21 protein-coding genes and 1 other annotated feature are annotated in these 24,176 nt (G+C 39.2%); of the genes, 1 reads left to right on the top strand and 20 read right to left on the bottom strand.

Annotated elements, in window-relative coordinates; genetic code table 11:
* Nucleotides 1–318: 318 nt before the first annotated feature.
* From pheT to FHY45_RS19595, 3 genes are all read right to left on the bottom strand, one after another.
* Nucleotides 319–2,733: a phenylalanine--tRNA ligase subunit beta gene (pheT, locus tag FHY45_RS19605; RefSeq protein WP_066108783.1), complete on the bottom strand. Its 2,415-nt coding sequence runs from the start codon at nucleotides 2,731–2,733 to the stop codon at nucleotides 319–321.
* 21 nt (nucleotides 2,734–2,754) lie between these two features.
* On the bottom strand, nucleotides 2,755–3,792 hold the full coding sequence (gene pheS / locus FHY45_RS19600; protein ID WP_066108785.1) for a phenylalanine--tRNA ligase subunit alpha: 1,038 nt from the start codon (nucleotides 3,790–3,792) through the stop codon (nucleotides 2,755–2,757).
* Between the two features lie 381 nt (nucleotides 3,793–4,173).
* The gene (locus tag FHY45_RS19595; RefSeq protein WP_175354319.1) at nucleotides 4,174–4,905 is read right to left on the bottom strand and encodes a TrmH family RNA methyltransferase; all 732 of its coding nucleotides are present in this window, start codon (nucleotides 4,903–4,905) and stop codon (nucleotides 4,174–4,176) included.
* Between the two features lie 128 nt (nucleotides 4,906–5,033).
* Here FHY45_RS19595 and sspI point away from each other — a divergent pair, with 128 nt between their 5' ends.
* Nucleotides 5,034–5,243, top strand: a complete 210-nt coding sequence (gene sspI / locus FHY45_RS19590) for a small acid-soluble spore protein SspI (RefSeq protein ID WP_066108794.1) — start codon at nucleotides 5,034–5,036, stop codon at nucleotides 5,241–5,243.
* A 46-nt stretch (nucleotides 5,244–5,289) separates the two neighbouring features.
* Here sspI and FHY45_RS19585 read toward each other — a convergent pair whose 3' ends face one another.
* The 17 genes from FHY45_RS19585 to FHY45_RS19505 all read right to left on the bottom strand — a co-directional run bounded on the left by FHY45_RS19585 (nucleotide 5,290) and on the right by FHY45_RS19505 (nucleotide 24,170).
* Complete coding sequence (locus tag FHY45_RS19585) at nucleotides 5,290–6,378, bottom strand: M42 family metallopeptidase (protein ID WP_066108797.1); 1,089 nt, start codon at nucleotides 6,376–6,378, stop codon at nucleotides 5,290–5,292.
* A gap of 281 nt (nucleotides 6,379–6,659) precedes the next feature.
* Nucleotides 6,660–7,229 carry a VTT domain-containing protein gene (locus tag FHY45_RS19580; protein WP_066108799.1) on the bottom strand — a complete coding sequence of 190 codons (570 nt, stop codon included), beginning with the start codon at nucleotides 7,227–7,229 and terminating at the stop codon, nucleotides 6,660–6,662.
* Nucleotides 7,230–7,301: 72 nt separating this feature from the next.
* Complete coding sequence (locus FHY45_RS19575) at nucleotides 7,302–7,577, bottom strand: DUF1294 domain-containing protein (protein WP_066109248.1); 276 nt, start codon at nucleotides 7,575–7,577, stop codon at nucleotides 7,302–7,304.
* 59 nt (nucleotides 7,578–7,636) lie between these two features.
* Entirely contained in the window at nucleotides 7,637–7,996 is a 360-nt protein-coding gene (rplT, locus tag FHY45_RS19570; protein WP_066108802.1) for a 50S ribosomal protein L20, read from the bottom strand.
* Nucleotides 7,997–8,028: 32 nt separating this feature from the next.
* Nucleotides 8,029–8,229: a 50S ribosomal protein L35 gene (gene rpmI, locus FHY45_RS19565; protein ID WP_049669916.1), complete on the bottom strand. Its 201-nt coding sequence runs from the start codon at nucleotides 8,227–8,229 to the stop codon at nucleotides 8,029–8,031.
* A 22-nt stretch (nucleotides 8,230–8,251) separates the two neighbouring features.
* The gene (gene infC, locus FHY45_RS19560) at nucleotides 8,252–8,773 is read right to left on the bottom strand and encodes a translation initiation factor IF-3 (RefSeq protein WP_077248178.1); all 522 of its coding nucleotides are present in this window, start codon (nucleotides 8,771–8,773) and stop codon (nucleotides 8,252–8,254) included.
* A 48-nt stretch (nucleotides 8,774–8,821) separates the two neighbouring features.
* Nucleotides 8,822–8,954, bottom strand: a sequence feature (ribosomal protein L20 leader region).
* A 272-nt stretch (nucleotides 8,955–9,226) separates the two neighbouring features.
* Nucleotides 9,227–10,195, bottom strand: coding sequence for a sugar phosphate isomerase/epimerase family protein (locus FHY45_RS19555; RefSeq protein ID WP_066108818.1), 969 nt, complete (start codon nucleotides 10,193–10,195; stop codon nucleotides 9,227–9,229).
* Entirely contained in the window at nucleotides 10,195–11,238 is a 1,044-nt protein-coding gene (locus FHY45_RS19550) for a Gfo/Idh/MocA family protein (RefSeq protein WP_066108822.1), read from the bottom strand. The genes FHY45_RS19555 and FHY45_RS19550 overlap by 1 nt, the downstream gene beginning before the upstream one ends.
* A gap of 30 nt (nucleotides 11,239–11,268) precedes the next feature.
* The gene (locus FHY45_RS19545; RefSeq protein WP_066108824.1) at nucleotides 11,269–12,345 is read right to left on the bottom strand and encodes a Gfo/Idh/MocA family protein; all 1,077 of its coding nucleotides are present in this window, start codon (nucleotides 12,343–12,345) and stop codon (nucleotides 11,269–11,271) included.
* Between the two features lie 6 nt (nucleotides 12,346–12,351).
* Complete coding sequence (locus tag FHY45_RS19540; protein ID WP_066108826.1) at nucleotides 12,352–13,131, bottom strand: sugar phosphate isomerase/epimerase family protein; 780 nt, start codon at nucleotides 13,129–13,131, stop codon at nucleotides 12,352–12,354.
* Nucleotides 13,132–13,242: 111 nt separating this feature from the next.
* Nucleotides 13,243–14,901, bottom strand: coding sequence for an ABC transporter substrate-binding protein (locus tag FHY45_RS19535; RefSeq protein ID WP_139892809.1), 1,659 nt, complete (start codon nucleotides 14,899–14,901; stop codon nucleotides 13,243–13,245).
* 56 nt (nucleotides 14,902–14,957) lie between these two features.
* Entirely contained in the window at nucleotides 14,958–15,872 is a 915-nt protein-coding gene (locus FHY45_RS19530) for a carbohydrate ABC transporter permease (protein WP_066108832.1), read from the bottom strand.
* A 12-nt stretch (nucleotides 15,873–15,884) separates the two neighbouring features.
* Nucleotides 15,885–16,817 (bottom strand): ABC transporter permease, encoded by a 933-nt coding sequence (locus FHY45_RS19525; RefSeq protein WP_225983735.1) that lies wholly within the window; start codon nucleotides 16,815–16,817, stop codon nucleotides 15,885–15,887.
* 201 nt (nucleotides 16,818–17,018) lie between these two features.
* Nucleotides 17,019–18,545 carry a response regulator transcription factor gene (locus FHY45_RS19520; RefSeq protein WP_066108837.1) on the bottom strand — a complete coding sequence of 509 codons (1,527 nt, stop codon included), beginning with the start codon at nucleotides 18,543–18,545 and terminating at the stop codon, nucleotides 17,019–17,021.
* Complete coding sequence (locus FHY45_RS19515; protein WP_066108840.1) at nucleotides 18,538–20,328, bottom strand: sensor histidine kinase; 1,791 nt, start codon at nucleotides 20,326–20,328, stop codon at nucleotides 18,538–18,540. Before FHY45_RS19515 ends, FHY45_RS19520 begins: the two co-directional genes overlap by 8 nt.
* 245 nt (nucleotides 20,329–20,573) lie before the next feature.
* The gene (locus tag FHY45_RS19510; RefSeq protein WP_139892808.1) at nucleotides 20,574–23,369 is read right to left on the bottom strand and encodes a glycoside hydrolase family 3 C-terminal domain-containing protein; all 2,796 of its coding nucleotides are present in this window, start codon (nucleotides 23,367–23,369) and stop codon (nucleotides 20,574–20,576) included.
* Nucleotides 23,370–23,444: 75 nt separating this feature from the next.
* The gene (locus FHY45_RS19505) at nucleotides 23,445–24,170 is read right to left on the bottom strand and encodes a YesL family protein (RefSeq protein WP_066108846.1); all 726 of its coding nucleotides are present in this window, start codon (nucleotides 24,168–24,170) and stop codon (nucleotides 23,445–23,447) included.
* Nucleotides 24,171–24,176 lie beyond the last annotated feature (6 nt).

Raw genomic sequence — 24,176 nt, 5'->3', positions numbered from 1 at the left:
GTCTCAGCCTTTCGTTAGATCCAGCTTCAACTCCTAGGCCCTCGAGTCATAAGGATAGCCACTACGGGAGGAAAAAACGCCTCCCTTCGTGCCTCTCTCTTATGCTTGTCGGAGGCCAACAGGATGTTGGTCACAAAGTCGTTGCCACACGATGTGGCGTTCTTAGACTTTGTTCCTTTTTAGTCGTTTCAGCTTTTCACCAGATCTAGCTTCAGGGCCTAGGAGCTCAGGACATAAGCAAAGCCACTACGGGGGAAACCATCCCCTTCGTGCCTTTGTCTTATGCTCCTCGCTCCTGAGCAAGGCCCTTCAGCTTTTCTAGCCTCTCAGCTGTGCCCCAGCTTTTTCTTCTACTGCCATTAGGACTTTGCTGTGGGCTTTTGTTACTTCTTCGTCTGTTAGTGTTTTTTCAGGGTCGAAGTATTTTAGGGAGAATGCTAATGATTTTTTGCCTTCTTCCATTTTTTCTCCTTCGTATAAGTCGAATAAGTGAACTTCTTTTAATAGTTTGCCGCCAGCTTCTTTGATAATCGTGCTGATTTCTCCCGCTACTGCTTCAGAGTCCACAACCAATGCAATATCACGTGTAATAGAAGGGAATCTTGGAATAGCTGTATATTGAATTGGTTCTTGATCTACATGTAAAAGGTCTACTAGAGACAATTCAAATACATAGGTTTCTTTTAAGTCTTCTTTCTTTTCAACTTTCGGATGAACTTGACCTACGAAACCAATTAATTCTCCATCTAAGAACAATTCAGCTGTGCGTCCTGGATGCATTCCTTCAACGATCGCTTGTTTCCACTCCATGCGGTTTTCTAATCCAAGTTTGCGGAATAACCCTTCAAGGATTCCTTTTACAACGAAGAAATCTACTTTCTTCTTCTCTCCCTGCCATAGGTTTGTGTTCCATAGACCCGTTACAGCACCTGCAAGATGCTCTTTTTCTTCTGGAAGCTCTGTATCAGAAGTTTTAAGGAAAATAGCGCCTGTTTCATAAACAGCCATATTTTCATTTTGGCGAGCTACATTATGCTTTAACACATCCAGCAAGCCAGGAATCAGGCTCATACGAAGAGTGCTTCTTTCTTCACTCATCGGCATCGCCAAACGAATGCTTTCACGTTGCTCTAATGTATACATGGTTGCTTTTTCAGCAGATGTTAGAGAATATGTGATGTTTTGCATTAAACCGGCTTCTTCTAGATAACGACGTACAACTCGACGCTTCATTTGGTATGGAGTTAGTACACCTGGCTTAGAAGCACCAACCGGCAATGTTTTTGGAATATTATCGTATCCGTAAAGTCTTGCTACTTCTTCAATAATATCTTCTGGAATGGTAATATCTCCACGGCGTGTCGGTACCGTAATTACAAAGTCTTCTCCATCCACTTTCACTTCAAATTGAAGGCGCGTTAAAATATCCTTCACTTCGTTAACAGATAATGACGTACCCAATACTTTATTGATTTTTCCAAGACCAATACTGATTACGGCTTCTTCAATCTTCATCTCATTAAATTCTGCTTGACCTTCAAGCACTGTACCGCCTGCAAGCTCTGCGATTAATTCTGCTGCACGTTCTCCGGCAGCACGAACGCGGTTTGGATCCACACCTTTTTCAAAGCGTGCGCTTGCTTCTGAACGAAGACCAAAATCTTTGGAAGCTTTGCGAACAGGACCGCCTGCAAAATAGGCTGCTTCCAGTAATACAGTTGTTGTTCCATCAACAACCTCAGAGTTGGCTCCTCCCATAACACCAGCAAGTGCAATAGCTTCTTTGCCATTTGTAATTACCAAATGATCACCGCTAAGCGTACGTTCAGCTTCATCCAATGTAGTCAGTTTTTCACCTTCATGCGCCATACGAACGACAATTTCTTTAGATTGTAAACGATCATAATCGAACGCATGCAATGGCTGACCATATTCAAGCAAAATGAAATTCGTAATATCGACCACATTATTATGCGGGCGGATTCCGCTCTTCATTAATCGGCTTTGCAGCCATAATGGAGATGGACCGACTTTTACATCTTTAATGATTTTCGCGATATAAAGAGGATTTTGCTCAGGTGCGTCCACTTTTACGCTTACATAGTCTTCTGCTTTCTCAGAGCCTGATTTTACAGTTACTTCTGGTACTTTAACTTCTTTACCCAAAATAGCTGCTACTTCATAAGCTACACCAAGCATACTTAGGCAATCAGAACGGTTTGGTGTCAATCCAAGCTCAAGAATATGGTCATCGAGCCCCAGTTGTTCAAGCGCATTTGTGCCAGGAACAACATCTTCAGGGAATACAAAAATACCTGTACTGAACTCTTTTGCCACTACTTTCGCTTCGATTCCCAATTCCTGCAGGGAACAGATCATGCCGTGGGATGCTTCTCCGCGAAGCTTGCTCTTTTTAATTTTGAAATTCCCCGGTAAAACAGCTCCTACTTTTGCGACAGGAACTTTTTGTCCTGCTGCCACATTCGGCGCACCGCACACGATTTGAACCGGTTCTTCTTCACCGATATCCACTTTACAAACACTTAATTTATCAGCATTCGGATGCTGTACTTTTTCAAGTACATGTCCGATTACCACGTTTTGAATCACCTCAGCAGGAGATTCTACACCTTCTACTTCGATTCCGCTTCTTGTAATTTTTTCTGCCAACTCATTAGCATTGATTCCATCTAAATCAACATAATCCTGTAACCATCTATATGATACAAACATCTTATTTCCTCCCTCTAATTCTTACTCGTGACGATGAAACTGGCTTCCGAAACGTACATCATTTGTATAGAAATGACGGATATCGTCAACACCGTATTTCAGCATGGCAATCCTTTCAACACCCATACCAAATGCAAATCCAGTGTACTTCTTGGAATCAAATCCTGCCATTTCAAGTACATTCGGGTGAACCATACCTCCGCCCAGAATTTCGATCCAACCTGTTTGTTTACAAACTGAACAGCCTTTTCCACCGCAAATTTTACAGGAAATATCCATTTCAACTGAAGGCTCTGTGAATGGGAAAAAGCTTGGACGAAGGCGAATTTCACGATCTTCACCAAAGAATTTTTTCGCAAATACTTCAAGAGTTCCATTTAAGTCAGCCATTGTAATGTTCTCATCCACTACAAGACCTTCAATTTGCATAAATTGGTGAGAGTGTGTGGCATCGTCATTATCACGGCGATACACCTTACCAGGACAGATAATTTTAACCGGTCCCTTCCCTTCATGCTTTTCCATTGTACGAGCTTGTACAGGGGATGTATGGGTACGCATTAAGATTTCCTCAGTAATGTAGAAGGAATCCTGCATATCACGGGCAGGATGGCTCTTAGGGAGATTCAATGCTTCGAAATTATAGTAATCCTGTTCCACTTCCGGACCTTCAGCCACTGTGTAGCCCATTCCAAGGAATAGGTCTTCTAATTGTTCCGTAATTTTTGTTAAAGGATGGTGGTTCCCTTTATTAACAGGAGCTCCAGGAAGAGTGACGTCAATTTTTTCCTTTGCCAATTTTTGATTAACAGCTTCTTCCTCTAATGCGTGCTGCTTTTCTTCAATTGCAGATGCAATCGCACCTCTTACTTCATTGGCAAGTGCCCCTACCTTTGGACGTTCTTCTGCTGAAAGACTGCCCATTCCTCTCAATACCTCGGTGATCGGTCCTTTTTTGCCAAGGTACGCAACACGGACATCATTCAAGCCTTTGAGGTCAACAGCAATCTGTACTTTTTCCAAGGCTTCCTGCTGCAATGCTTGTAATTTCTCTTGCATAATTAAATCCTCCTATGTGATTTTTGATGAAAACCAATAAATGAAAACAACAAAAAACCCCGTCCCCAAAAAGGGACGAGGTTATCATCGCGGTACCACCCTTGTTAGCGTCCTATTCATTATAGGCTCGCTCGCTTCATTCAATAACGACATTTCTGCCGGCTAACCTTTACACAAACGTTTTGTCTGTGGTCCCGGTTGCAGCTCCGGGGGTGAATTCACTTGTTTGCCTTTTTCCATAAAAACGCTCTCAGTCTCAGGCGTTTTTTTCCTGTAAGGCGGTCAAACAGCTACTTAGTCCCCATCTATGCTTTTCATCATCCAATTTTATTTACTCATTATAATCTAAATTGCCCCGAGTTTCAAACGTTCATTTCCTCTTTATTTAAGGCCATACATCAAAATGCCGGCAGCTACTGCCACATTTAATGATTCACTTTTTCCGTATATAGGAATATACACATTTTGATCTGTTTGTTCTAGCAGTTCTTTGCTGACGCCGCTGCCTTCATTGCCGACAAGTATAGCGAACCGTTCTGCTTTACTTATCTCCTTATATGGCTTTGCTCCCTGCAAGGCAGTCCCATAAACTTTCATACCTGATTGTTGTAATTTATCCACCCAAGTTTCTAGGCTTCCTTTAAAAGTTGGGATATGAAACAGGCTGCCCTGTGTAGAGCGAACTACCTTTGGACTGTATGCATCTGCGCACCCGTCCCCTAGTATAACGGCATCAAAGCCCGCTGCATCTGCTGTACGTATCATTGTTCCGATATTCCCTGGATCCTGCACACGATCAATTAATAATACAGTTGAAATGTCCGCTCCTAACTCAGGGAAAGTTGGCTTTCTGCAAGCCGCTGCAACTCCCTGTGGTGTGTCAGTATCCGCGATTGCTTTAAAAATGTCTTTATGTACAGTAAACAAATCAATGCCTTCTAGCTCCCACTTTAAAGGTAAATCAGTACCTTCCTTTACAATCAGTTCTTCCACTAATCCATGCATAAGAGCTTCCTCTACTAAATGAAAACCTTCCACTATGAAAAGACCGCTTTTATCCCTGTCCTTCTTTGTCAAAAGTTTCTTCCATTGCTTTACACGTGCATTTTGCATTGATTCAATATATTTCAATATAAGTCACCTTCTTATCAAACGTTCTTTCATTATATCCCAAATTTAATACATAGAAAAAGGAAAGAAAAGCAAAACTAAGTATGAGACCAAAATTGGAGGGAATATCCATGAATTTAAATCTTAGAAATGCCATTATCCATAATGTAACAGGCAATACCCAGGATGAACTTGAAGCCACTATTGTAGATGCCATTCAAAGCGGTGAAGAAAAAATGCTGCCGGGCCTTGGTGTATTATTTGAGCTTATTTGGCAAAAAGCCTCTGAAAGCGAGAAGGACGAGATGCTCCATCTATTAGAAAGTGCACTCAGCAAATAACAAAAGAACGATGACGGAGTTATTCTCCATCATCGTTTTTTCGTATTCAATCAAACGTAATCTTATCCACCGTTTCCCTGTTCAGACGTTTAACCAATTCTACAATAAGGTTAACCGTATTTTCATAATCATCACGATTTAATATCCCCGCATTAGAATGGATATAACGAGTTGGAATCGTAATCGCGATAGAAGGTACACCCGTACCGCTGACATGGAATGATCCAGCATCTGTTCCGCCGCCAGGTATATGATCAAATTGATAAGGTATATTCATTTCTTCTGCCACACCGACAATAAAGTCCCTCAAGCCTTTATGAGTCACCAGGCTTGCGTCATATAACACCAGTCCCGGACCGTCTCCCGCTTTTGTTAAACCGTCTTTTTCAGATAATCCTGGTGTATCGATTGCCACTCCCACATCTACAGCAATCGCAATATCAGGCTGTACATAATTAGCCGCTGTTTTAGCGCCGCGCAGCCCTACCTCTTCCTGAACAGTTCCTACGCCAAATACGGTATTCGGATGGTTTTCATCTTTTAGGCGTTTTAATACCTCTATTGCCACCGCACAACCAATTCGGTTGTCCCATGCTTTAGCCATTAACATTTTTTCGTTTTTAAGTACCGTAAATTCGGAGTACGGCGTTACCATATCTCCTGGACGGATTCCCCATTCAAGTACTTCATCCCGGCTTGTGGCTCCGATATCAATGAACATATTTTTGACATCTGCCGGTTTCTTTCTCGCTTCCGGAGTAAGGATATGAGGCGGTGAAGATCCGATTAAACCCGTAATTTGCTCGCCCCCCGAAGTGGTTACTGTAACACGCTGAGAAAGCATAACCTGTGACCACCAGCCCCCAATCGTTTGAAAAAAAAGGAATCCTTTGTCATCAATCCGGGTAACCATAAAACCTACTTCATCAAGGTGTCCGGCAATCATAATGCGCGGTCCTTTTTCTTCTCCTGTTTTCTCAGCAATCAAACTGCCGATTCCATCAAATGAAAGGCTATCAGCATATGGCTCAATCAGCCTTCTCATAACTTTTCTCGGTTCTCCTTCATTACCTGCAATGCCGTTAACATCTGTTAGCTCCTTCAGCATAGAAAGCGTATCATCTAGATGTTTCATAAAAAAGAGCCTCCTTAACTATGTATATCATTCTTTATAGTATATGTATTATTTCCCTTTACTATCAAATAATCGAAAGACCATTATGAATCAGCCGAAAGACTTCCGTTAATATTCACTTCTAAATATAGCCTGACCATGGAACTGGTTCATTCCATTAAACATGGTCATTCCTCCTGTATCCTAACCAGTCTTCAGTAAACTGAATAGAACTTCATTCTATTAACCATCTAAAAAAGCCTGCAAAACTTATCTATACAAATAAGTTTAACAGACTAATGTTAAGTATGACCAAAAAACTGACTCCACTTAATAATGACCTTCTTTTCTCTAAGGAAAAAGAGCAAGATAATCAGCGCTGAAATGATAATCAGCATCATCGTTGGAGAAAACTTTGCAATCGAATGTCCAAATACCGTATAAAAAAATGCCAAGGGAATATTGGACCAAAAAACGGCTTTTGCGTAATCCGTAAAGGTTTTGCTGTTGCCGATTAAATAAAAATTTAGGAGATGGAAATGTATAAACGGAATAAGCCTTAGGATACTCGCCTGCTTTACATTTATTCTTCCTCCGAACTTCAATGTACGCTCATCCAACTTTTCAAGCTTATGCTGTAATTTCGGCATTTTAATAATCATAAAGTAAAAAATAATCGATGATAGCCAGAGACCTAATAAAGATAATAACGTACCGAATACAGCACCAAACATAATCCCGCCCGCCATACAAACAACAGCTACCGGAATAAAAATATATTGCCTTACTATATGGAAAACTACAAAGACAAGAGGTGACCAAAAACCACCTGCCTCAATAAAAGCGAGCAACATGGTAAAATCATAATCCATACTCACACCCCATTTTGCCTTTCTACGTTGTTAAAACTTGGCTTATTTATTAATATATGTTCTCTTGCTTAATTATGACTGTATGGTTGATAAAAGAATAGCTGCTATGATTACGTCCACGATTGCTAATAATGGAAAGCCTGCCACAAAAGCTTTATGCTTTGTTTTATGCCTGAATAGCTTCATACCTGCTGTCCCGCCAATAGCTCCTCCAGCAAGAGCCAGAATCCACAATGTTTTCTCGCTTATGCGGTATCGATTATGTTGAGCTCTGTTTTTATCCAGTTTCATAACAAGAAGTAAGGTTAAATTGATCAGTATAAAATAACCGATGATAAGCTCTTTCATATTCTCCTCTCCTCCCATAACAAAAGGCGCCCCCAATCACTTGAGAAGCGCCTCTATTATTATTTATTAAGTTCTTTTTTAGCTGTTTCAGCTAATTGAGCAAATGCTGCTGCATCGCTAACTGCAAGTTCAGCAAGCATTTTACGGTTAACTTCAATACCAGCAAGTTTTAAACCGTGCATTAAACGGCTGTAAGAAAGACCGTTGATGCGAGCTGCTGCATTGATACGAGTAATCCATAATTTACGGAAGTCGCGTTTCTTTTGACGACGATCGCGGAATGCATATTGCAAGGATTTCATTACTTGTTGATTAGCAACTTTGTATAATGTATGTTTTGAACCGAAATAACCTTTAGCTAGCTTTAATACTTTTTTACGACGTTTGCGCGTCACTGTACCGCCTTTAACACGTGGCATATCTAATTCCTCCTAAAATTGAGCGTTCTCAATTACTTGATATTGTCTAATAGATGACGAATGCGTTTGAAATCTCCGGAACTAACCATTCCACTTTTACGTAATTTACGTTTTGCTTTAGTGGATTTGTTAGCGAATAAGTGGCTTGTGTAAGCATGGCTGCGCTTAAGCTTACCAGAACCAGTTTTTTTGAATCGCTTTGCAGCGCCTCTGTGAGTTTTCATTTTTGGCATGGGAAATTTCCTCCTCGAAACATTACTTTTCGTTTTTCGGTGCTAAAATCAAGAACATGCTGCGTCCGTCCATTTTTGGCGCTGTTTCCACAGTAGCCACTTCTTTACATTCCTCTGCAAAGCGAACTAACACGCGCTGCCCGATTTCTTTATGGGTAATAGCCCGTCCTTTAAATCGAATACTTGCTTTTACCTTATCTCCTTTTTCAAGGAACTTAATAGCGTTGCGAAGCTTCGTATTAAAGTCATGCTCGTCGATAGTTGGGCTTAAACGAACCTCTTTTAAACTAATTGTTTTTTGGTTTTTTCTAGCTTCTTTTTCCTTCTTCTGTTGCTCGAAACGGAACTTACCATAGTCCATAATACGGGCGACAGGAGGCTTTGCGTTCGGTGCAACCAGCACAAGATCCAAATTCACGCGTGTAGCAATTTCTAATGCCTCATTGCGGGATTTAATTCCAAGCTGCTCACCATTTTGATCAACTAGACGTACTTCTCGGGCACGAATGCCTTCGTTTAAGATTAAGTCTTGTTTGCTAATAATAAGCCACCTCCAAGATTTTCTAGCAAATACTACTTCACATGCTTTTTAAACATATAAAAAAGGCCGGTGCATGCACACCCGCCCATAAAAAGACATACCGTCTGATTATATCAATTGAACCAGTTAACTACTCTCTGAAGAGTGTTATACAGGTGAGAAGCGGGTGCTTCTGCTTTATAATGTGTCGTATTTGATTTGCTCACTAAAAATCATTTTAACATGTTTCGCTGTATAATGTCAATAGAAGCTCATTCGTAATGACAACAAAAGTTATTTTATCAAAAATTGTACCTGGTGGCAAGAGGTTTTTGAAGAAAGATTGGAAAGTTAAAATCCAGATACTATTGATTCTGTATAGATTTCAAAATTGGATACATGTTTGGCCATTCAACAAAACAATTCCAAATCCGGTTGATTTCGCAACAGAATTCAAACCTTAAGTGTGTACATTCATTACGACCACCATATTTCACTTGGTCTTTCGCGAATAAGCACACCATTTAAATTCTTAACCGCTCGAGTAAAACCTTCTTCAATAGACATTAATGGATCTTCATGTTCAATACTGACAGCATAATCATAATTGTAAATACGGAGCGCACTCATCATATCGCTCCATTCTTGAATAGAATGCCCGCATCCAACACTTCTGAATGTCCAGGCTCTAGATTCCACATTACCATAGGGCTGCATATCTGTTAATCCATACATATTTACATTATCCTGATCGATATACGTATCCTTCGCATGGAAATGATGAATAGCACCGGCCTTACCGAGAATCTTAATCGCTGCCACCGGATCAATTCCCTGCCACCACATATGGCTCGGGTCAAAATTAGCTCCGATTGCCGTACAGGTTCTTTCCCTTAGTTTTAATAATGTATAAGGTGTATGAACAAGGAACCCCCCATGTAATTCAATACCTATTTTTACATCATGTTGCTCTGCAAACGTCCCGATCTCTTTCCAATAAGGAATCAACTTATTTTCCCATTGCCATTCTAATAGATCGGCATATTCCGCCGGCCAAGCAACAGTTGGCCAATTTGGATATTTTGCTTCTTCACTGTCTCCCGGTGTACCGGAAAATGTATTTACAACGGGTACTCCCAACAAGGATGCAAGTTGAATTGTCTTACGTAAAATGGAATCTGATTCTTCAGCGAACTTTTTATCCGGTGTTAGTGGATTGCCATGGCAGCTGAACGCACTAATCGATAATCCTCTAGAGTTGACTTCTCCAAGATACGAATTCCTCTTTTGTTCATCCTCAAGCAATTCATCCAACGGACAATGAGCGTTCCCCGGATACCCTCCGGTTCCAATTTCAACAGTGGATAATCCTGCTTCTTTAACATAATCGAGCATATCTACAAATGACATTTTCGAGAACAATACGGTAAAAACTCCCATCTTCATTAAAAACCTTCCCCCTCAGCTAAGGAAACGGTCTTCTTCGTCCGCTCTGATTCAAGAGCACCAAGAATGATACCCAATGATTTTTTCCCTTCTTCTCCCGTAATTAGCGGTTCTTTATCCTCGATAATTGACTGAATGAAATGATTGATCACATGAGATGACGTTTGCCCACCATCTTCATTCGTCTGAATTTTATCCAACTTATGTTTAATGACACGTCCATCAACATACTCTTCAATTAATGAATGCTCTGGATCATCCTCCAATCGCAGAATACCCTTTTCTCCATAAATAACCGTTGAATTATCCCCGCCGCCGGCTACATAAGCCCAGCTCGCCGCTAAAGTGCCAATGATTCCGCTATCCGTGCGCAGCAGGACAACCGCATTGTCATCTACTTCAGTAGAATCCTTTGCATTGGTTTCAACAAAAGCACTTACTGCTGAAAACTCTCCAAATAAATAGCGAAGTAAATCTGACTTATGTACGCCTAAATCACCTAAAGCACCTATAAATGCTTGTTTCTTATTGAAGAACCAGCTTTCCTTGCCATCCACACTCCAGCCTTCTGGTCCGGGATGGCCAAAAGCGGTACGAAAACTATAAATCTTCCCTAATTTACCGCTATCCAAAATTCCCTTGGCAGTCTGATGTGATGCAACAAATCGTTGGTTATGGGCAATCATCAATTTTTTACTGGCCTCACGTGCGGCATGAATCATCTCTTCTGCTTCTTGCTTTGAAGTTGCCATTGGTTTTTCGCATAATACATGTTTACCAGATTTTAATGCAGCAATTGTAACGGGAGCGTGCAAATAATTCGGAAGGCATATACTGACAGCATCAATATCGTTTCTTGCTATAATTTCATCATAATCGGTATACACTTCACTGCCATAAAGCTCAGCCATCTTCTTTGCCCTTTCTTCAACTAGATCGCATACGGCAGTGATTTCTGAAGTCTCATTTGCAGCATACTCAGGTAAGTGGCGGAATTTAGCGATACTTCCACATCCAATAACACCCACTCTTATTTTATTCATCTACGTTCCTCCATTTTAAAATTATTGAACTTAATTAGCGTCTAGTAAAAATGGCTTCTCGCATTTACTTTCCATTACATAATGAGTCCCTAATTCCGAGGACCGATGTATTCCTTCCATAATTTCAAGTACATGCAAGGCCATTTCAGAGCTAGCACGGGGCTGATAGCCGTTCTGAAGAGCCTTTGCCATGTCGGCAAGACCAATCCCGCGCAGATTGTCATATGGATCTCCCATAGTCTTCAATTCAGTCCACTCAATCTCTCCATCTCTTTTTACAAGAACAGGATGATTAAATTGGTTCGGATCAGGCAAGCTAAGTGTTCCTTTTTCCCCATATATCTCAAGAAACGGAGTTCTAGCTCCCACTACATCAAAGCTTGTCGTAATCGTCGTAATCACTCCACTCGCCATTTCCAGTATTCCAGTCACATGTGTCGGCACCTCAACCGGGATAAACTCTCCAAACCGCTTCGGATTTGTGATCAATCGTTCCGTATAGGTTGTTCTAGCTATACCAGTAACTCTGTTCACACTGCCCAGTAAACTGATTAATGCCGTTAAATAATATGGACCCATATCAAACATAGGGCCACCGCCAGCCTTGTAATAAAAGTCGGGGTTTGGATGCCAGGATTCAGGTCCATTGGACATCATATTGCCTGTTGCCCCTACAATTCGCCCAATCAACCCTTCCTCAATCCATTTTCCAGCTAATTGAAGACTGCCACCGAGAAAGGTATCAGGAGCCGACCCTACTATAACTCCCTTTTCACGGGCAGCGTCCAGTATTCTTTTGCCTTCGTTATATGAAATTGAAAGAGGTTTTTCAGTATAAACATGCTTACCGTTATGAATAGCTTTTAGAGATACAGATGAATGAGCATGAGGAACAGTTAAATTTAAAATTAAATCGATATCTGGAGATGTAAATATTTCTTCAAGCTCCAACGGTTTTCCAACATTATACTTTCGAGCCATTTCGATCGCTTTTGTATAATCCAAATCCGCACAGGCTACTACTTGATAGTCTGTAAATCTATTACTATTCTCGATATAGATGCTGCTGATATTTCCGCAGCCGACAATCCCTACCCGTAAAGTCATGAAACCCTATCTCCCTTTATTTGTTGTATAATCAGGCAGGTTGCTTTTTAAATAATTCATACTAATTTCCATACTCCTAAACGGAGTTAATCTCGTAGCATCCTGTTCAACAATCCACCAGGCGACGTTTAACTCCTCGCCCTTTTCTAAAATTTTCTCAATCTCAACCCCACCTGTGCCCAGTTCTGCGAAAAACTGTTCATCATCTAAGGTCATGTCCTTTAAATGGATGAGAGGAGACCGATTCCGGTATTTATCCAACCAGGAAATAGGATCTTCCCCTGCCTTTTTTAGCCAATATACATCAAACTCCGCTTTAACCTTATCTGGATCTGTACCATCAAAAATAACCTCTAGCGCTTTCCGTCCATCAGATAGGGTCTCTAGCTCAAAATCATGATTGTGATAGCACAATGTAAGACCGTTCCTCTTACATGTCTCCCCTATTTCATTTAATAGAGAAGGCAAAGCAAGATACTCACTTTCCTGGCGTCGGTCTTCTGCTAAATATGGACATACAATATAGTTTGAACCTAATATAATTTGCTCTTCAATTACTCGTTCAAGCTCACTTTCTAGCTCATCGATTGGGATATGGCTGGCTGCTGCTTTTAAGCCATACTCATCTAAGAGGTTCCTCACTTCCTGGGCAGTAAGATTACCGTGGCCAGCTAACTCAACACCGTCAAAACCAAGCTCAGCTACTTTTTTCAACGTACCTGCAAAATCTTTTTCCGCCTCTTCTCGCAGACTGAACATTTGAACCGCTATAGGAATCTGATTCATATGAATACTCTCCAATCCAGTAAATAATTTATTATTCTTTCATTTATATAGCCTGATAGTTAAAAACACTGTCCTCCTATAAAGATTCAGGAGGACAGTTATGATTTAATATCACTTATTCCATAGCTCAATACGGTCTTTTATTAGTTTGGTATATTCCTTTTCAGCTTGTTCGACATCCGCTTTTTCCAAATCCTTCATAAAGGTATCCCACACTTTATCAAAGTTATCTGGATCTGCCAGAATAGCTTCTGGAATCCGTTTTTTCACGATATCAAGACACTTTTGCATGATAAGCTCCGTATCAGAACCTGAAGGGACCGCCATATTAAAAGCTGCTCCCCATTCTTTTACAGGGAAATCTTCTTTTTGTGGATACAAATCGGCCCACATCTCTACGCCATAATTAGAAAGTACTTCTTTTTCAACATCAGTATAGCCGTCTTTGATTTGCTCTCTACTGGCAATTGAAAAGGTTTGTCCAGTTGAATCTGTTATTCCATCCCCGTAATAAGGAGCAAAGCCTTTTAATGCACCAATACCAGTTTCCTTTACATAATTGGCATTGCTATTACGCTGATCCATTTCTTCTTTCGAGATGACACGTTTACCATCTACAACCTCATAATGCTCCCCTTCAATTCCCCAGTTTTGAAGAATCTGTCCTTCTTCAGAGGCAAGATAATCAATAAATTTAATGGCACGTACAGGATCCTCATTATCTACTGTAATCCCGATGCCCCATCCGCCTAGATAGCCAGTATCCTGGAAATTATGATGTTTGAATTGTTCATTAAGTGTTACAGGATACATTCCATACATACGCTCTGTTTTTCCAGATTCACGCAGCGCACGGTCTGCATCGCCAATCTGCCAATCCGTATCGGTTACGGAAAGAACACGGCCAGAAGAAATCTTAGCTAAATATTGGTCGTATTTTTGTACAAAGCTTTCCTTATCCAATAAATCAATATCATTCATATGGTTTAACCAGCGGAAATATTCTTTTTCTTCAGCCCGGCGATAATGTAATTTTGCTTCATGTGATTTTGGATCGATATAAAATTCTCCATCATCAGGTGCACCTGTTGCATAAAATGCAGGATTTGTGGTAGATATCTGGATGCGCCAGTCATCAGCCAGTAGGGATAAACCTATCGTTGGCTTTCCATCAATCGTTGGATATTTAGCCTTATATTCCTTAATAGCCTTCTCTACATCCTCCACTGTGCGGATTTCAGGATAACCTAATTTTTGAACAACATCATGCTGGAGCATAAACCCAGTGCCTGGCTCGAAATACGTCTGATCAACAGCTGCAGTTGGAAGGATATAAATCCCTTCATCTTCATTACTCCATTTCAATCGATTTAAATAATCACCATAAATTTTCTTTAAATTAGGTGCATGTTCTTCAATTAAATCTGTCAGGTCTATAAAAGCTCCTGCATCAACCAAATTACCAGCATTCCCTTTTGGTAAAATTAAATCCGGATACTCCCCGCTTGCAATCATAAGCGAGATTTTCTGATCTCCGCCATTTACATCAAATTCAGGATCAATTGTCACATCTGTTTTATCCTTGATTGCTTTGCTCACTGGACTTTCCATTTTATCCCATTGAGAATGCGGATCAGCGCTAAATAAAGAAAAAGTAACAGGCCCAGTTGTCTCTTCCTTCAGACTCGAAGCACTATCATCCTTACAACCAGTTATCACCAACATAACGGCCATCAAAAGAATTAGTACTGATTTCGTTTTTGTTTTCATTCTCTTTTCTCCTTATCATTTATTGTCAAACAGATCATGATCTGTTTTAACTTAAATCAGCTTTTTACGGCACCTAATGTCATACCCTGTACAAAAAAGCGTTGTAGGAACGGGTATACTAGCAGAATAGGAACAATAGTGACAACTGAAATCGCCATTTTGATGGATTCCGGTGATACAGATGAAGCAGCTGCTTCACCGCTCGAAGTCCGATAAGCATTAGGATCACTGGCACTAACAGTCGTATTTTGTAAGATTTTCATTAATTCATATTGCAAGGTTGTTAAACTCTCATTTGAACTATTATATAAATACGTATCAAACCAGGAATTCCATTGACCAACTGCTACAAATAAAGCAATTGTCGCTAAAACGGGCGTACACAGCGGCAATACAATTCTCCAAAAAATAGTAAAATCATTAGCGCCATCAATTTTTGCTGATTCCTGTAAGGCATATGGCAATCCATCCATAAAGGACCGAACAATGATGATATTGAAGGCATTAACCATACCAGGCAATACATACACCCAGAATGTATCGATTAAGCCTAAATCTCTCATAAGCATATATCCAGGAATTAATCCCCCAGAGAAATACAAGGTTAAAACCAAGATCGTTGAAACAAATTTACGTCCACTAAAATCAGCACGACTTAAAGTAAAAGCCACCATTGCTGATGATAATACTCCAAGTACAGTTCCGATTATGGTACGAAGTGTTGAATTAACAAATCCTGTTACCAAATTATCGTACTGAAAAATAGTTTTATAGTTTTCCAGCGTAAACTCTCTTGGGAATATCGTAATTCCCCCTCGAATCGTGTCATTCGACTCATTAAAGGATATAGCCAATACATTCAAAAATGGATATAGGGTAACGACGAATACAAGTGTTAGAAAGATATAATTACAAATATCGAATATTCGGTCGTCCCGGCTGGGTCTCACGTTAACTCCTTTGCTACTCACTATCTCACCCCATTACATTACACTTTGGTTTGTAAATCTCTTGAAAATGCCATTTGCTAAGAATAATAAAATGATGCTGACTAAAGAATTGAATATCCCAATTGCCGTACCATACGAGAATCTTCCAAGACCAATACCGTAGTTTAAGGCATATAAATCTAAAACCTCTGCATAATCAACAACAGTAGCATTACCCAGCAAGAATTGTTTTTCGAAGCCAATGGAAATCAAATGACCAATCGATAAAATCAAAACAACCAAGATGGTCGGCCGAATACCCGGTAAGGTAATATGCCATATTTGCCTCAAACGGCTTGCTCCATCCACCTTTGCTGCTTCATATAATTGAGTGTCAATTCCAGCCATGGCCGCTAAAAAGATGATTGAGTTCCAGCCCATCTCTTTCCAAAGGTCGGATAATGTAACAATGATCCAGAATAAATTTCCCTGTGTCATAAATTGATAGGGTTCATCCAAAATACCTGTTGTAGTCAACAACTGATTGATGGCTCCCCCATCGACCGAAAGCATTTTTGTTACAATCCCTGCTACTACAACCCAAGAAACAAAGTGAGGAAGGTATGATACAGTTTGGATCGTTTGTTTAAATGCCTTCTTACGTATTTCATTAATACAAATGGCAAATATAATAGGGATAACAAATCCAAGTATCAGACCCATTAAGCTCATTGCAAGCGTATTACGTAAAGCAAGAAAAAACCTCTCGTCCTGAAAGAGTGCAATAAAGTGGTCAAATCCCACCCATTCCTGTTCCATAAATGATCTGGCTGGCTTGAAATTTTGAAAAGCCATTGTCCAACCCCATAAAGGGATATAGTTAAAAACAAACACCCACGCAACAAATGGCAATGACATAAGGTACAAATACTTTTGATTTTTTATTGACGTCCACATTCTTTGCGTTCTTGTAGGAGCTGCCTTCATAATTGTATGCGCTTTCTTTTCTGCCGTCTGCATTGATACCTCCCCCTTTTCTTACATTAATGATAACCGAATCAAAAAGGTGGTAATACCATACAGATTTAGGAGAAAATCAGGTGAAAATTTTAGATATGCAGTTCATATATATGCAAGGTAAAATAAAAAAGCCAAAGCATTCATCAACATAGCTTTGGCAAGGTACTATTACCCAGTATGATTTCGGTAGGCAGAAGGTGAGATCCCTTCATATTTTTTGAACTTTCTATGAAAATAATCAACATCGGCATACCCAATTTTTTCGGCAACCTCATAAACCTTTAAACCTTTTTGTAATAATATTTTTCCATTTTCAATACGGACCTTATCTAAATACGTATTAAAATATTCACCGGTATAATTTTTAAATAATTTTCCAAGATAGGCACTATTATAATTGAATACCCCAGCAAGACTTTCCAACCGGAGATTTTGATTATAATTCTTATGAATTAAATCAATCATTTTCTTCATTTGTGTACCGGTCAACCCATTATCAATTCTTTTTATAATAGACTCAAACTGTTGAAAAATATATTCGATTAAGTCAGACATAGTTTCGATTTTATAAATATCAGTGGCACAATCATTAACCTTCATTGAATCTAAACCAATGGAAGAATTTAATTGCAACAGCTTATTCATTGTATGGGTATAGATGTAAATAAACTGTTTCTTTATTTGCTGTTCCGAAAAATCTCGATGCATCATTTCTCTTCCAAGTTCATCTATAACAGTTCTGCAAGTATCAATATTAACAACATCTATCGCATAATAAAGGCGGTTTAAATATTCATCTAGCAGTAGTTCTTCTTTTAAAATCCCATGGGCGCTATCCAACTCTTTTCTATGGCTCTTTGTTAATATTTGTCCTTTTTCAAAATAAAATTGATGTTTAATCAAGGTAAGTGCTGTTTGATAGGATGCCTGTATACCGTATACACTCGGCATAAATTCTCCCAATGCAATACTTTTACAAAACGGATGAATCTGTTTCATTAATTTTTGCTTGATCATGTCAGTCCGAGAAATAAATGAATAATCTGATCTCAAATAAACAGCTGCATACCCATTTATCGTAAAAACAACGCCCTTTTTACAATCCTCGAAGAAGGATACTAACTCTGATTTTATTTTTTTCTGCCCATTCTCATAGCACTGAATTAATAAAATTTGACATCCGCTATCCTCCAATTCAAACTTATGAAGATTTTCTTGAACATTAGCCATTTCTTTAAAATCATTCAGACATAAGGAAGCGAGAAATTCATCCCTTTCGTGACAGTACTCAGCCTGAATCAAACTGGACCATTGTTTCCTTTCCTCAATATTTTGACGCAAGTCAATCAGGTACTGAATCAACTCCTCCTCGTCAATTGGCTTAAGCAAATAACCCGCTGTTTTTGCTTTGATTGCCCTTTTGGCATAAGCAAAATCTGAATAGCCACTCAGAACAATAAAAGAAATATCATTATCCTCTGCACGTATTAACTCAATAAGGGAAATACCATCCATCTCTGGCATACGAATATCTACAATCATTAAATCGGGTTTACACCGGCAGTATTCCTCATAGCCTTCCTTTCCATTTCTAGCCAATGCAATGATTCGAAAACCGTATTCCTCCCAATTGATCAGAGTTTTTAAGCCTTCACGAATCATAGGTTCATCGTCAACAATCAATACATTAAACATGGCTATCTCTCCCTATTGGAATTCTAAATTGTATAACGGTTCCTTTATTAAGCTCACTTTGAATAGAAAGACCATATTCTTCTCCATAAATGAGCACCATCCTTTGATGGACATTCCTCAGCCCTATATGTTTCCCCTCTTCTTGATGGTTAATGGATTGAAGAATATCCATTAACCTCTGTTCCGAAATACCAATCCCATTATCAGAAACGATGATTTCTAAATCACACTCTTTTTTCTCGATTGTCACCCACACTTTTCCACCGTTATCTAATAAATCGAATCCATGAATAACAGCATTTTCAACCAAGGGCTGAATGATTAATGGCTGAATCAGCACGGTCAAAGCTTCTTCTTCTATATCCAGCTCATATTCCAACCTGTCCTGATAGCGGAATTTCTGTATTTGCAAATAGAGATTCACCATTTCCAATTCTTTTGACAGAGGAATTTTTTGACCCTGAATCTCCAAGCTGTGGCGCATCATTCTGCCAAGCATTTTTACAACATTCGCCACATCCTTCGCTCCCTCCATATGGGCTTTCATCCGAATAGACTCTAATGTGTTAAATAAAAAATGCGGGTTTATCTGGCTGGCCATCATTTTAATTTTGATTTCATTTTGCCTAATTTCCAACAGACTTTTCTGCCTATTCGTTTCCTCCACCTTGGCAATGAGCTCTCGCAGATTTGCCACCATTCGATTAAATTGCTTGGATAATGTACCAATTTCATCTTCCCCATCCACTTCAATCATGCTTGATAAATCACCGGCTGAAACCAAATCTATTTGCTTGCTCAATTTAGAAACCCGCTTAGAATAAAGGATTGATACAATGGAAATTAATACGCCAGCTAATGTAAATCCAAGCAGGGTAACAAAAAAACCCATCATACTGATGTTATTGGCATCTTTCATCATTTGGTCTTCTGTCATAACTGATATAATCCGTAAATGATCTTGACTTTGTTCCAGTAAGGAATCCTCCATAACCACAGATTTTTTGCCATTTAATTTACCTTCATAAACTTTGAATCCATCCTCTTCACTTACCTTTTCTAATGAAGGGATGACACTGGAAAGCTTTTGTCCCATATGCTTTTTCTGATTGGAGGCTACAATATTATTCTCCTCATCAACAATCATTGCCCTCAGGGTCTCCTGATTCAATATCCATTCCAACTCTGAAGTATTCACTGTTATAACAAGCGCCCCGTATGTATTAGTCTTAAGAAAATTAATACGTCTCACAAGTGATAAATAGGGCCCATTATCCTTAGTTGAATCATTGACGTAATACCATCTCATTAAATCAGGATTTTTCGTTGTTTCCTGATACCATTCTTCTTTTTTTACCTCTTCATCAATAGGTATAAATTCCCAATTATTTAACATCGTTGGATTATCCATGAAAAATCGAATTGTCGAGATTTCATTATAGTATTCAAGGTAATATGTAAATAGCTTATAATTTTCATAGGCTTCTACAACCTGATAACGCGAATCATAAGAGGTATTTGCGACCGTATCCAGCTGCTGATCAAACTGAAGGTTGTCAGATATATAGATTGGTACTTTTAAAACCTCAGCCGTTCTCTTTTTCATTCGTTCCATATTCATTTTCGATTCACTGATGGCGTCTTCAATAGCTCCATTTCGCAATTGCTGAGTTAAATATAGACCAACTATACTAATCGGAATCGCTACCAGAATAACCAGGGATATAATCAACTTATCTCTTAATTTCATATTATTTAATTTGCGAGTAATATACGCTATCATCAACGAACCTCCAACAAATAGTAAGCGCTTACATATATAAATATATTATACATGAGATTTTTTAAAGAATTTTCCAAATAAAGTGGTATATTTTTTATGATTTTTCATGTCATAATTAGTGATTACGCAAAACCTCACGGTAATAACTCCCATTTATTTTATATTTATCCACATGCTCACTCTATACCAATTATCGATAAACGTAAAAAAACACTATATTTGACTATAGTGTTTTTTGTCTCTTATTACTCTATTGTTAGCCAATGAATAGCCACTTCATCTTTAAATAAGAGATAGATATCTTCTACCTTGTCCTCTTCGATGTCCATGAATGATTTTTCCACTGTAGTCCAAGCTTGATACCCACCTGTACTTGGAGCTTGAAGGGTACATAAAAGCTTTCCATTCGGCTTACATGTCCTCACTTCAATATCGGTTTGCTTTCCGCCATTGGCCAAACGTATTTTCATCATTCTGTTATTTGCTTTTATTTTAACGTCTTTATACATAATCCAACCACTAGAGCCAATACTTTGAATTGCATGCCGTCCTTCTAAGCACTCAACCATTTTGACTGAGTAATAATCATCATAATGAACAGAGTTTACTTTGCCCTTCAATGTTCTTTCTGTACGGGTTTCTCCTGTTATTTCAACTGTTTTTTCCAACTGAATAGCTTTGGATGAACTGCCCAGCATGACTGTATATGTTCCATCCTCCAATAGAAAACGTTCTTCTGCCACATCCCAGTATGCCAGATCCTTTACCTCTATTGATAAGATTATTTTTTTAGTCTCTCCGCCTTTAATATGCACCCGTTCAAAGTCCCTTAACGTTTTAATAGGCCGAATTACTTTAGACTGATTACACCGCACATACAATTGGACCACTTCATCACCATCCAGATTACTTCTATTGCTGATCTCTGCTGTCACATGTAAAACTTCTTCTTTCGTTACACTTTCTTTCGATAGTTCCAAATTTTTATATTCGAACTGTGAATAAGATAATCCATGTCCAAAAGGGTACAATACTTCCCCATCAAAATACTGATAGGTACGCTTTCCTTTTATGATGTCATAATCCATAATTTCAGGCAGCTGATTGACAGATTGATACCATGTCATTGGTAAACGTCCCGCTGGATTATAATCCCCAAACAACACATCAGCTATTGCACGGCCTAGTTCCGGTCCTGCATGAGATGTATATATAATGGCAGGAACATGTGCATTAACCCAGTTAACAGCATAAGGATAGCTTCCAACAATAACAACGACAGTATTGGAATTAACCTTAAGTACTTCTTGGATGAGCCTTTCCTGAGCAGGCGGCAATGTCAAATCCGGACGATCAATGCATTCCTTTCCATTTATAAAAGGATTATTACCAGCAAAAATGATAGCTGTATCTGCTTTGCTTGCCTCTTCCACAGCTTTTTGGATACCATCCTCGGTTATGTTATAGGAGAACAATGCGGCAGGCATACCTTCGGCCTGAATAATGGATCCATCATCAGACAATTGGATAGGCTGCTTATCCCAGGAAAGAATCTCCATGCTTTCTTCCTTTTGAGAAAAAGTAAATACTTCTTTTACAAACCACCCTTTTGCTTCATCAGCGGTAGCCTTTAAATGAAGATCGTCATCTACGGTAATGAATTTGCCATTTTTCTCAGAGCGAAGCGTCTCACTCCCCCATCCCCAGTCCGTATGAATCAATACATCTCCTTCATTCTCACTTGCAAGCAAGAAGCCGGTATCAGGGTTAACCCCTATCGATTTTCCGCTTTCCGTAATACTGAGCCTTATGCGATTGCTTCCATCAGCGTAGGGAATTGTTTCACCGATTTTTCCCTTGATACCTTTAAGCGGTGTGATTGAATAAGGTGGTGTACCGCTGTACCAATCGGTTAACACTTCATCTGCCAAAGGACCGATTACGGCAACCTTTTTATTTTTCAATGGAAGGATTCCATTATTTTTAAGCAATACAATAGATTCCCGGGCAGCCTTCAAAGATAGCTCATAATGCTCCTTACTGGCTAATTTTTCTGCAGAAACATATGAATAAGGATTCTCCCCATCAGAATCAAACTCACCAAGACGAAATCTCACCCTAAAGGTGTTGCAAAGAGCCTTATCCAAATCTTCTTCCAATAGATATTCCTGTTCCAAAGCATCACGGATGGCTCGTACCGTTATGTCCTTATCATCTGTGATATTGTCAATTCCATTTTTAATGGAGTATGCAACCGCCTTTGAATAGGATTCAACATAGTGATGCTCATTAACTGAACCAAGTACATCTCCAGCATCACTTACAACAAAGCCATCCATTCCCCATTCCTTTTTTATAATCTCGTTAACATCAGGATTCATATTACATAAAGTTCCATTAACAGCATTATAGGCAGTCATGATCGATTGTGCTTTTCCTTCTTTAATTTGCCTTTCAAAAGCTTTCAGATAATATTCATTTAAATTACGGGGATCGAGACTGACTGAGCACTCTCCACGGTTAACCTCGTTATTATTTCCCAGAAAATGCTTTAATGTAGCGGCTGTCTTCAAATAAAATGGATGTTCCCCCTGCATACCCTTGATTAATTCTGTTGTCAGTTTACCAGTTAAGCAAGGATCTTCCCCATAGGCCTCTTCGGTTCTACCCCATCTTGGATCCCTTTCCATATCAACCGTTGGAGACCAAATTGTTAATCCATTATGTTCTGGATCCTTTTGATAAAAAATTCTCGCCTCATCTCCAATGACAGAGCCAATTTCCTTCATTAGATTTACATTCCATGTACAGGCCAAGCCGATATTTTGCGGGAACACGGTAGCTTCCCCCAGCCAAGCAATACCATGAGCTCCTTCTGTTCCATGCTTATATTTTTTTATTCCCAATCTCGGAACAGCATCTTGGTACTGACACATTTGATTAATTTTTTCTTCCAATGTCAGCTGAGACACCAGATCTTTCACCCTGTCCTCTAGTAAAGCTTTTATATTCTGAAAGAGATATGTATATTCCGTCTTCATCTTCAACTCCAACTCCCATCAACAGATTCTTTTTCTTATCAAAAACAAATAATCGATTAAAAGCCCAGCCTTTATTTAGGTTGTTTTTTCTTCTATTGTGTCTAAGCCACTATCTCTAGTTTGATTTTGATAGTGTATGGTTTTCTCAATAATCCGATAGAAAAAGCTAAAGGATAAAAACGCCAATATCGTTCCGGTAAAGAATGGCCATAAAAACGTAAAACCAATGCTAATATAAATTAATATCGCAGTGACCATGACTACCCCAAGGGTTGAAATCGGTCGTCCAACGGACATGATGAAAGAATTTTTGATAGATTGTAAGAGCCGATCGTGAATATGAACGGTATAGCAGCAAAAATATAAAGTCCATGTTAGGAGAATCATCGTAAAAAAAGCATAGAGAACAAGAAATATAACGGACTGTTGACTGACAAAACTAATATAATTCATAATCCAGCCAGCCCACATAAGGGTAAACACGATTCCCCCTATGAAACTCCTGAAATAGTTTTCCTTATAATAACGAAGAAAGGAAGTGGCAATCGGAATATCGCTTTCTCCCATCACCCATTTCCGTACAACTCCAAACAAAGCGACAGTGGAAGGGAAAGAGAAAATTGGCACTAACCCCATGATTAAAAGAAGAATATACGTGATATTTAAATATTCAGCATTCAATAAGCTTAAACAAAAATATAAAACAGGAAGATTTAAGAAAATCCATATGATATTTGACCAAGCCAGTCTGACAACCCATAAGCATACTCGATATGTCCCACCCAAAACTCCTGAATTCATTACCCG

This window comes from Bacillus sp. D386, assembly GCF_006346415.1.
This window is presented reverse-complemented; position numbering and strand designations above follow the sequence as displayed.

What these genes read in the sequence shown, in the direction of transcription:
- pheT (WP_066108783.1), bottom strand. Translation starts at nt 2,733, where the DNA reads ATGTTTGTATCATATAGATGGTTACAGGATTATGTTGATTTAGATGGA.
- pheS (WP_066108785.1), bottom strand. Translation starts at nt 3,792, where the DNA reads ATGCAAGAGAAATTACAAGCATTGCAGCAGGAAGCCTTGGAAAAAGTA.
- FHY45_RS19595 (WP_175354319.1), bottom strand. Translation starts at nt 4,905, where the DNA reads ATGCAAAATGCACGTGTAAAGCAATGGAAGAAACTTTTGACAAAGAAG.
- sspI (WP_066108794.1), top strand. Translation starts at nt 5,034, where the DNA reads ATGAATTTAAATCTTAGAAATGCCATTATCCATAATGTAACAGGCAAT.
- FHY45_RS19585 (WP_066108797.1), bottom strand. Translation starts at nt 6,378, where the DNA reads ATGAAACATCTAGATGATACGCTTTCTATGCTGAAGGAGCTAACAGAT.
- FHY45_RS19580 (WP_066108799.1), bottom strand. Translation starts at nt 7,229, where the DNA reads ATGGATTATGATTTTACCATGTTGCTCGCTTTTATTGAGGCAGGTGGT.
- FHY45_RS19575 (WP_066109248.1), bottom strand. Translation starts at nt 7,577, where the DNA reads ATGAAAGAGCTTATCATCGGTTATTTTATACTGATCAATTTAACCTTA.
- rplT (WP_066108802.1), bottom strand. Translation starts at nt 7,996, where the DNA reads ATGCCACGTGTTAAAGGCGGTACAGTGACGCGCAAACGTCGTAAAAAA.
- rpmI (WP_049669916.1), bottom strand. Translation starts at nt 8,229, where the DNA reads ATGCCAAAAATGAAAACTCACAGAGGCGCTGCAAAGCGATTCAAAAAA.
- FHY45_RS19555 (WP_066108818.1), bottom strand. Translation starts at nt 10,195, where the DNA reads ATGAAGATGGGAGTTTTTACCGTATTGTTCTCGAAAATGTCATTTGTA.
- FHY45_RS19550 (WP_066108822.1), bottom strand. Translation starts at nt 11,238, where the DNA reads ATGAATAAAATAAGAGTGGGTGTTATTGGATGTGGAAGTATCGCTAAA.
- FHY45_RS19545 (WP_066108824.1), bottom strand. Translation starts at nt 12,345, where the DNA reads ATGACTTTACGGGTAGGGATTGTCGGCTGCGGAAATATCAGCAGCATC.
- FHY45_RS19540 (WP_066108826.1), bottom strand. Translation starts at nt 13,131, where the DNA reads ATGAATCAGATTCCTATAGCGGTTCAAATGTTCAGTCTGCGAGAAGAG.
- FHY45_RS19535 (WP_139892809.1), bottom strand. Translation starts at nt 14,901, where the DNA reads ATGAAAACAAAAACGAAATCAGTACTAATTCTTTTGATGGCCGTTATG.
- FHY45_RS19525 (WP_225983735.1), bottom strand. Translation starts at nt 16,817, where the DNA reads ATGAAGGCAGCTCCTACAAGAACGCAAAGAATGTGGACGTCAATAAAA.
- FHY45_RS19520 (WP_066108837.1), bottom strand. Translation starts at nt 18,545, where the DNA reads ATGTTTAATGTATTGATTGTTGACGATGAACCTATGATTCGTGAAGGC.
- FHY45_RS19515 (WP_066108840.1), bottom strand. Translation starts at nt 20,328, where the DNA reads ATGATAGCGTATATTACTCGCAAATTAAATAATATGAAATTAAGAGAT.
- FHY45_RS19510 (WP_139892808.1), bottom strand. Translation starts at nt 23,369, where the DNA reads ATGAAGACGGAATATACATATCTCTTTCAGAATATAAAAGCTTTACTA.
- FHY45_RS19505 (WP_066108846.1), bottom strand. Translation starts at nt 24,170, where the DNA reads ATGAATTCAGGAGTTTTGGGTGGGACATATCGAGTATGCTTATGGGTT.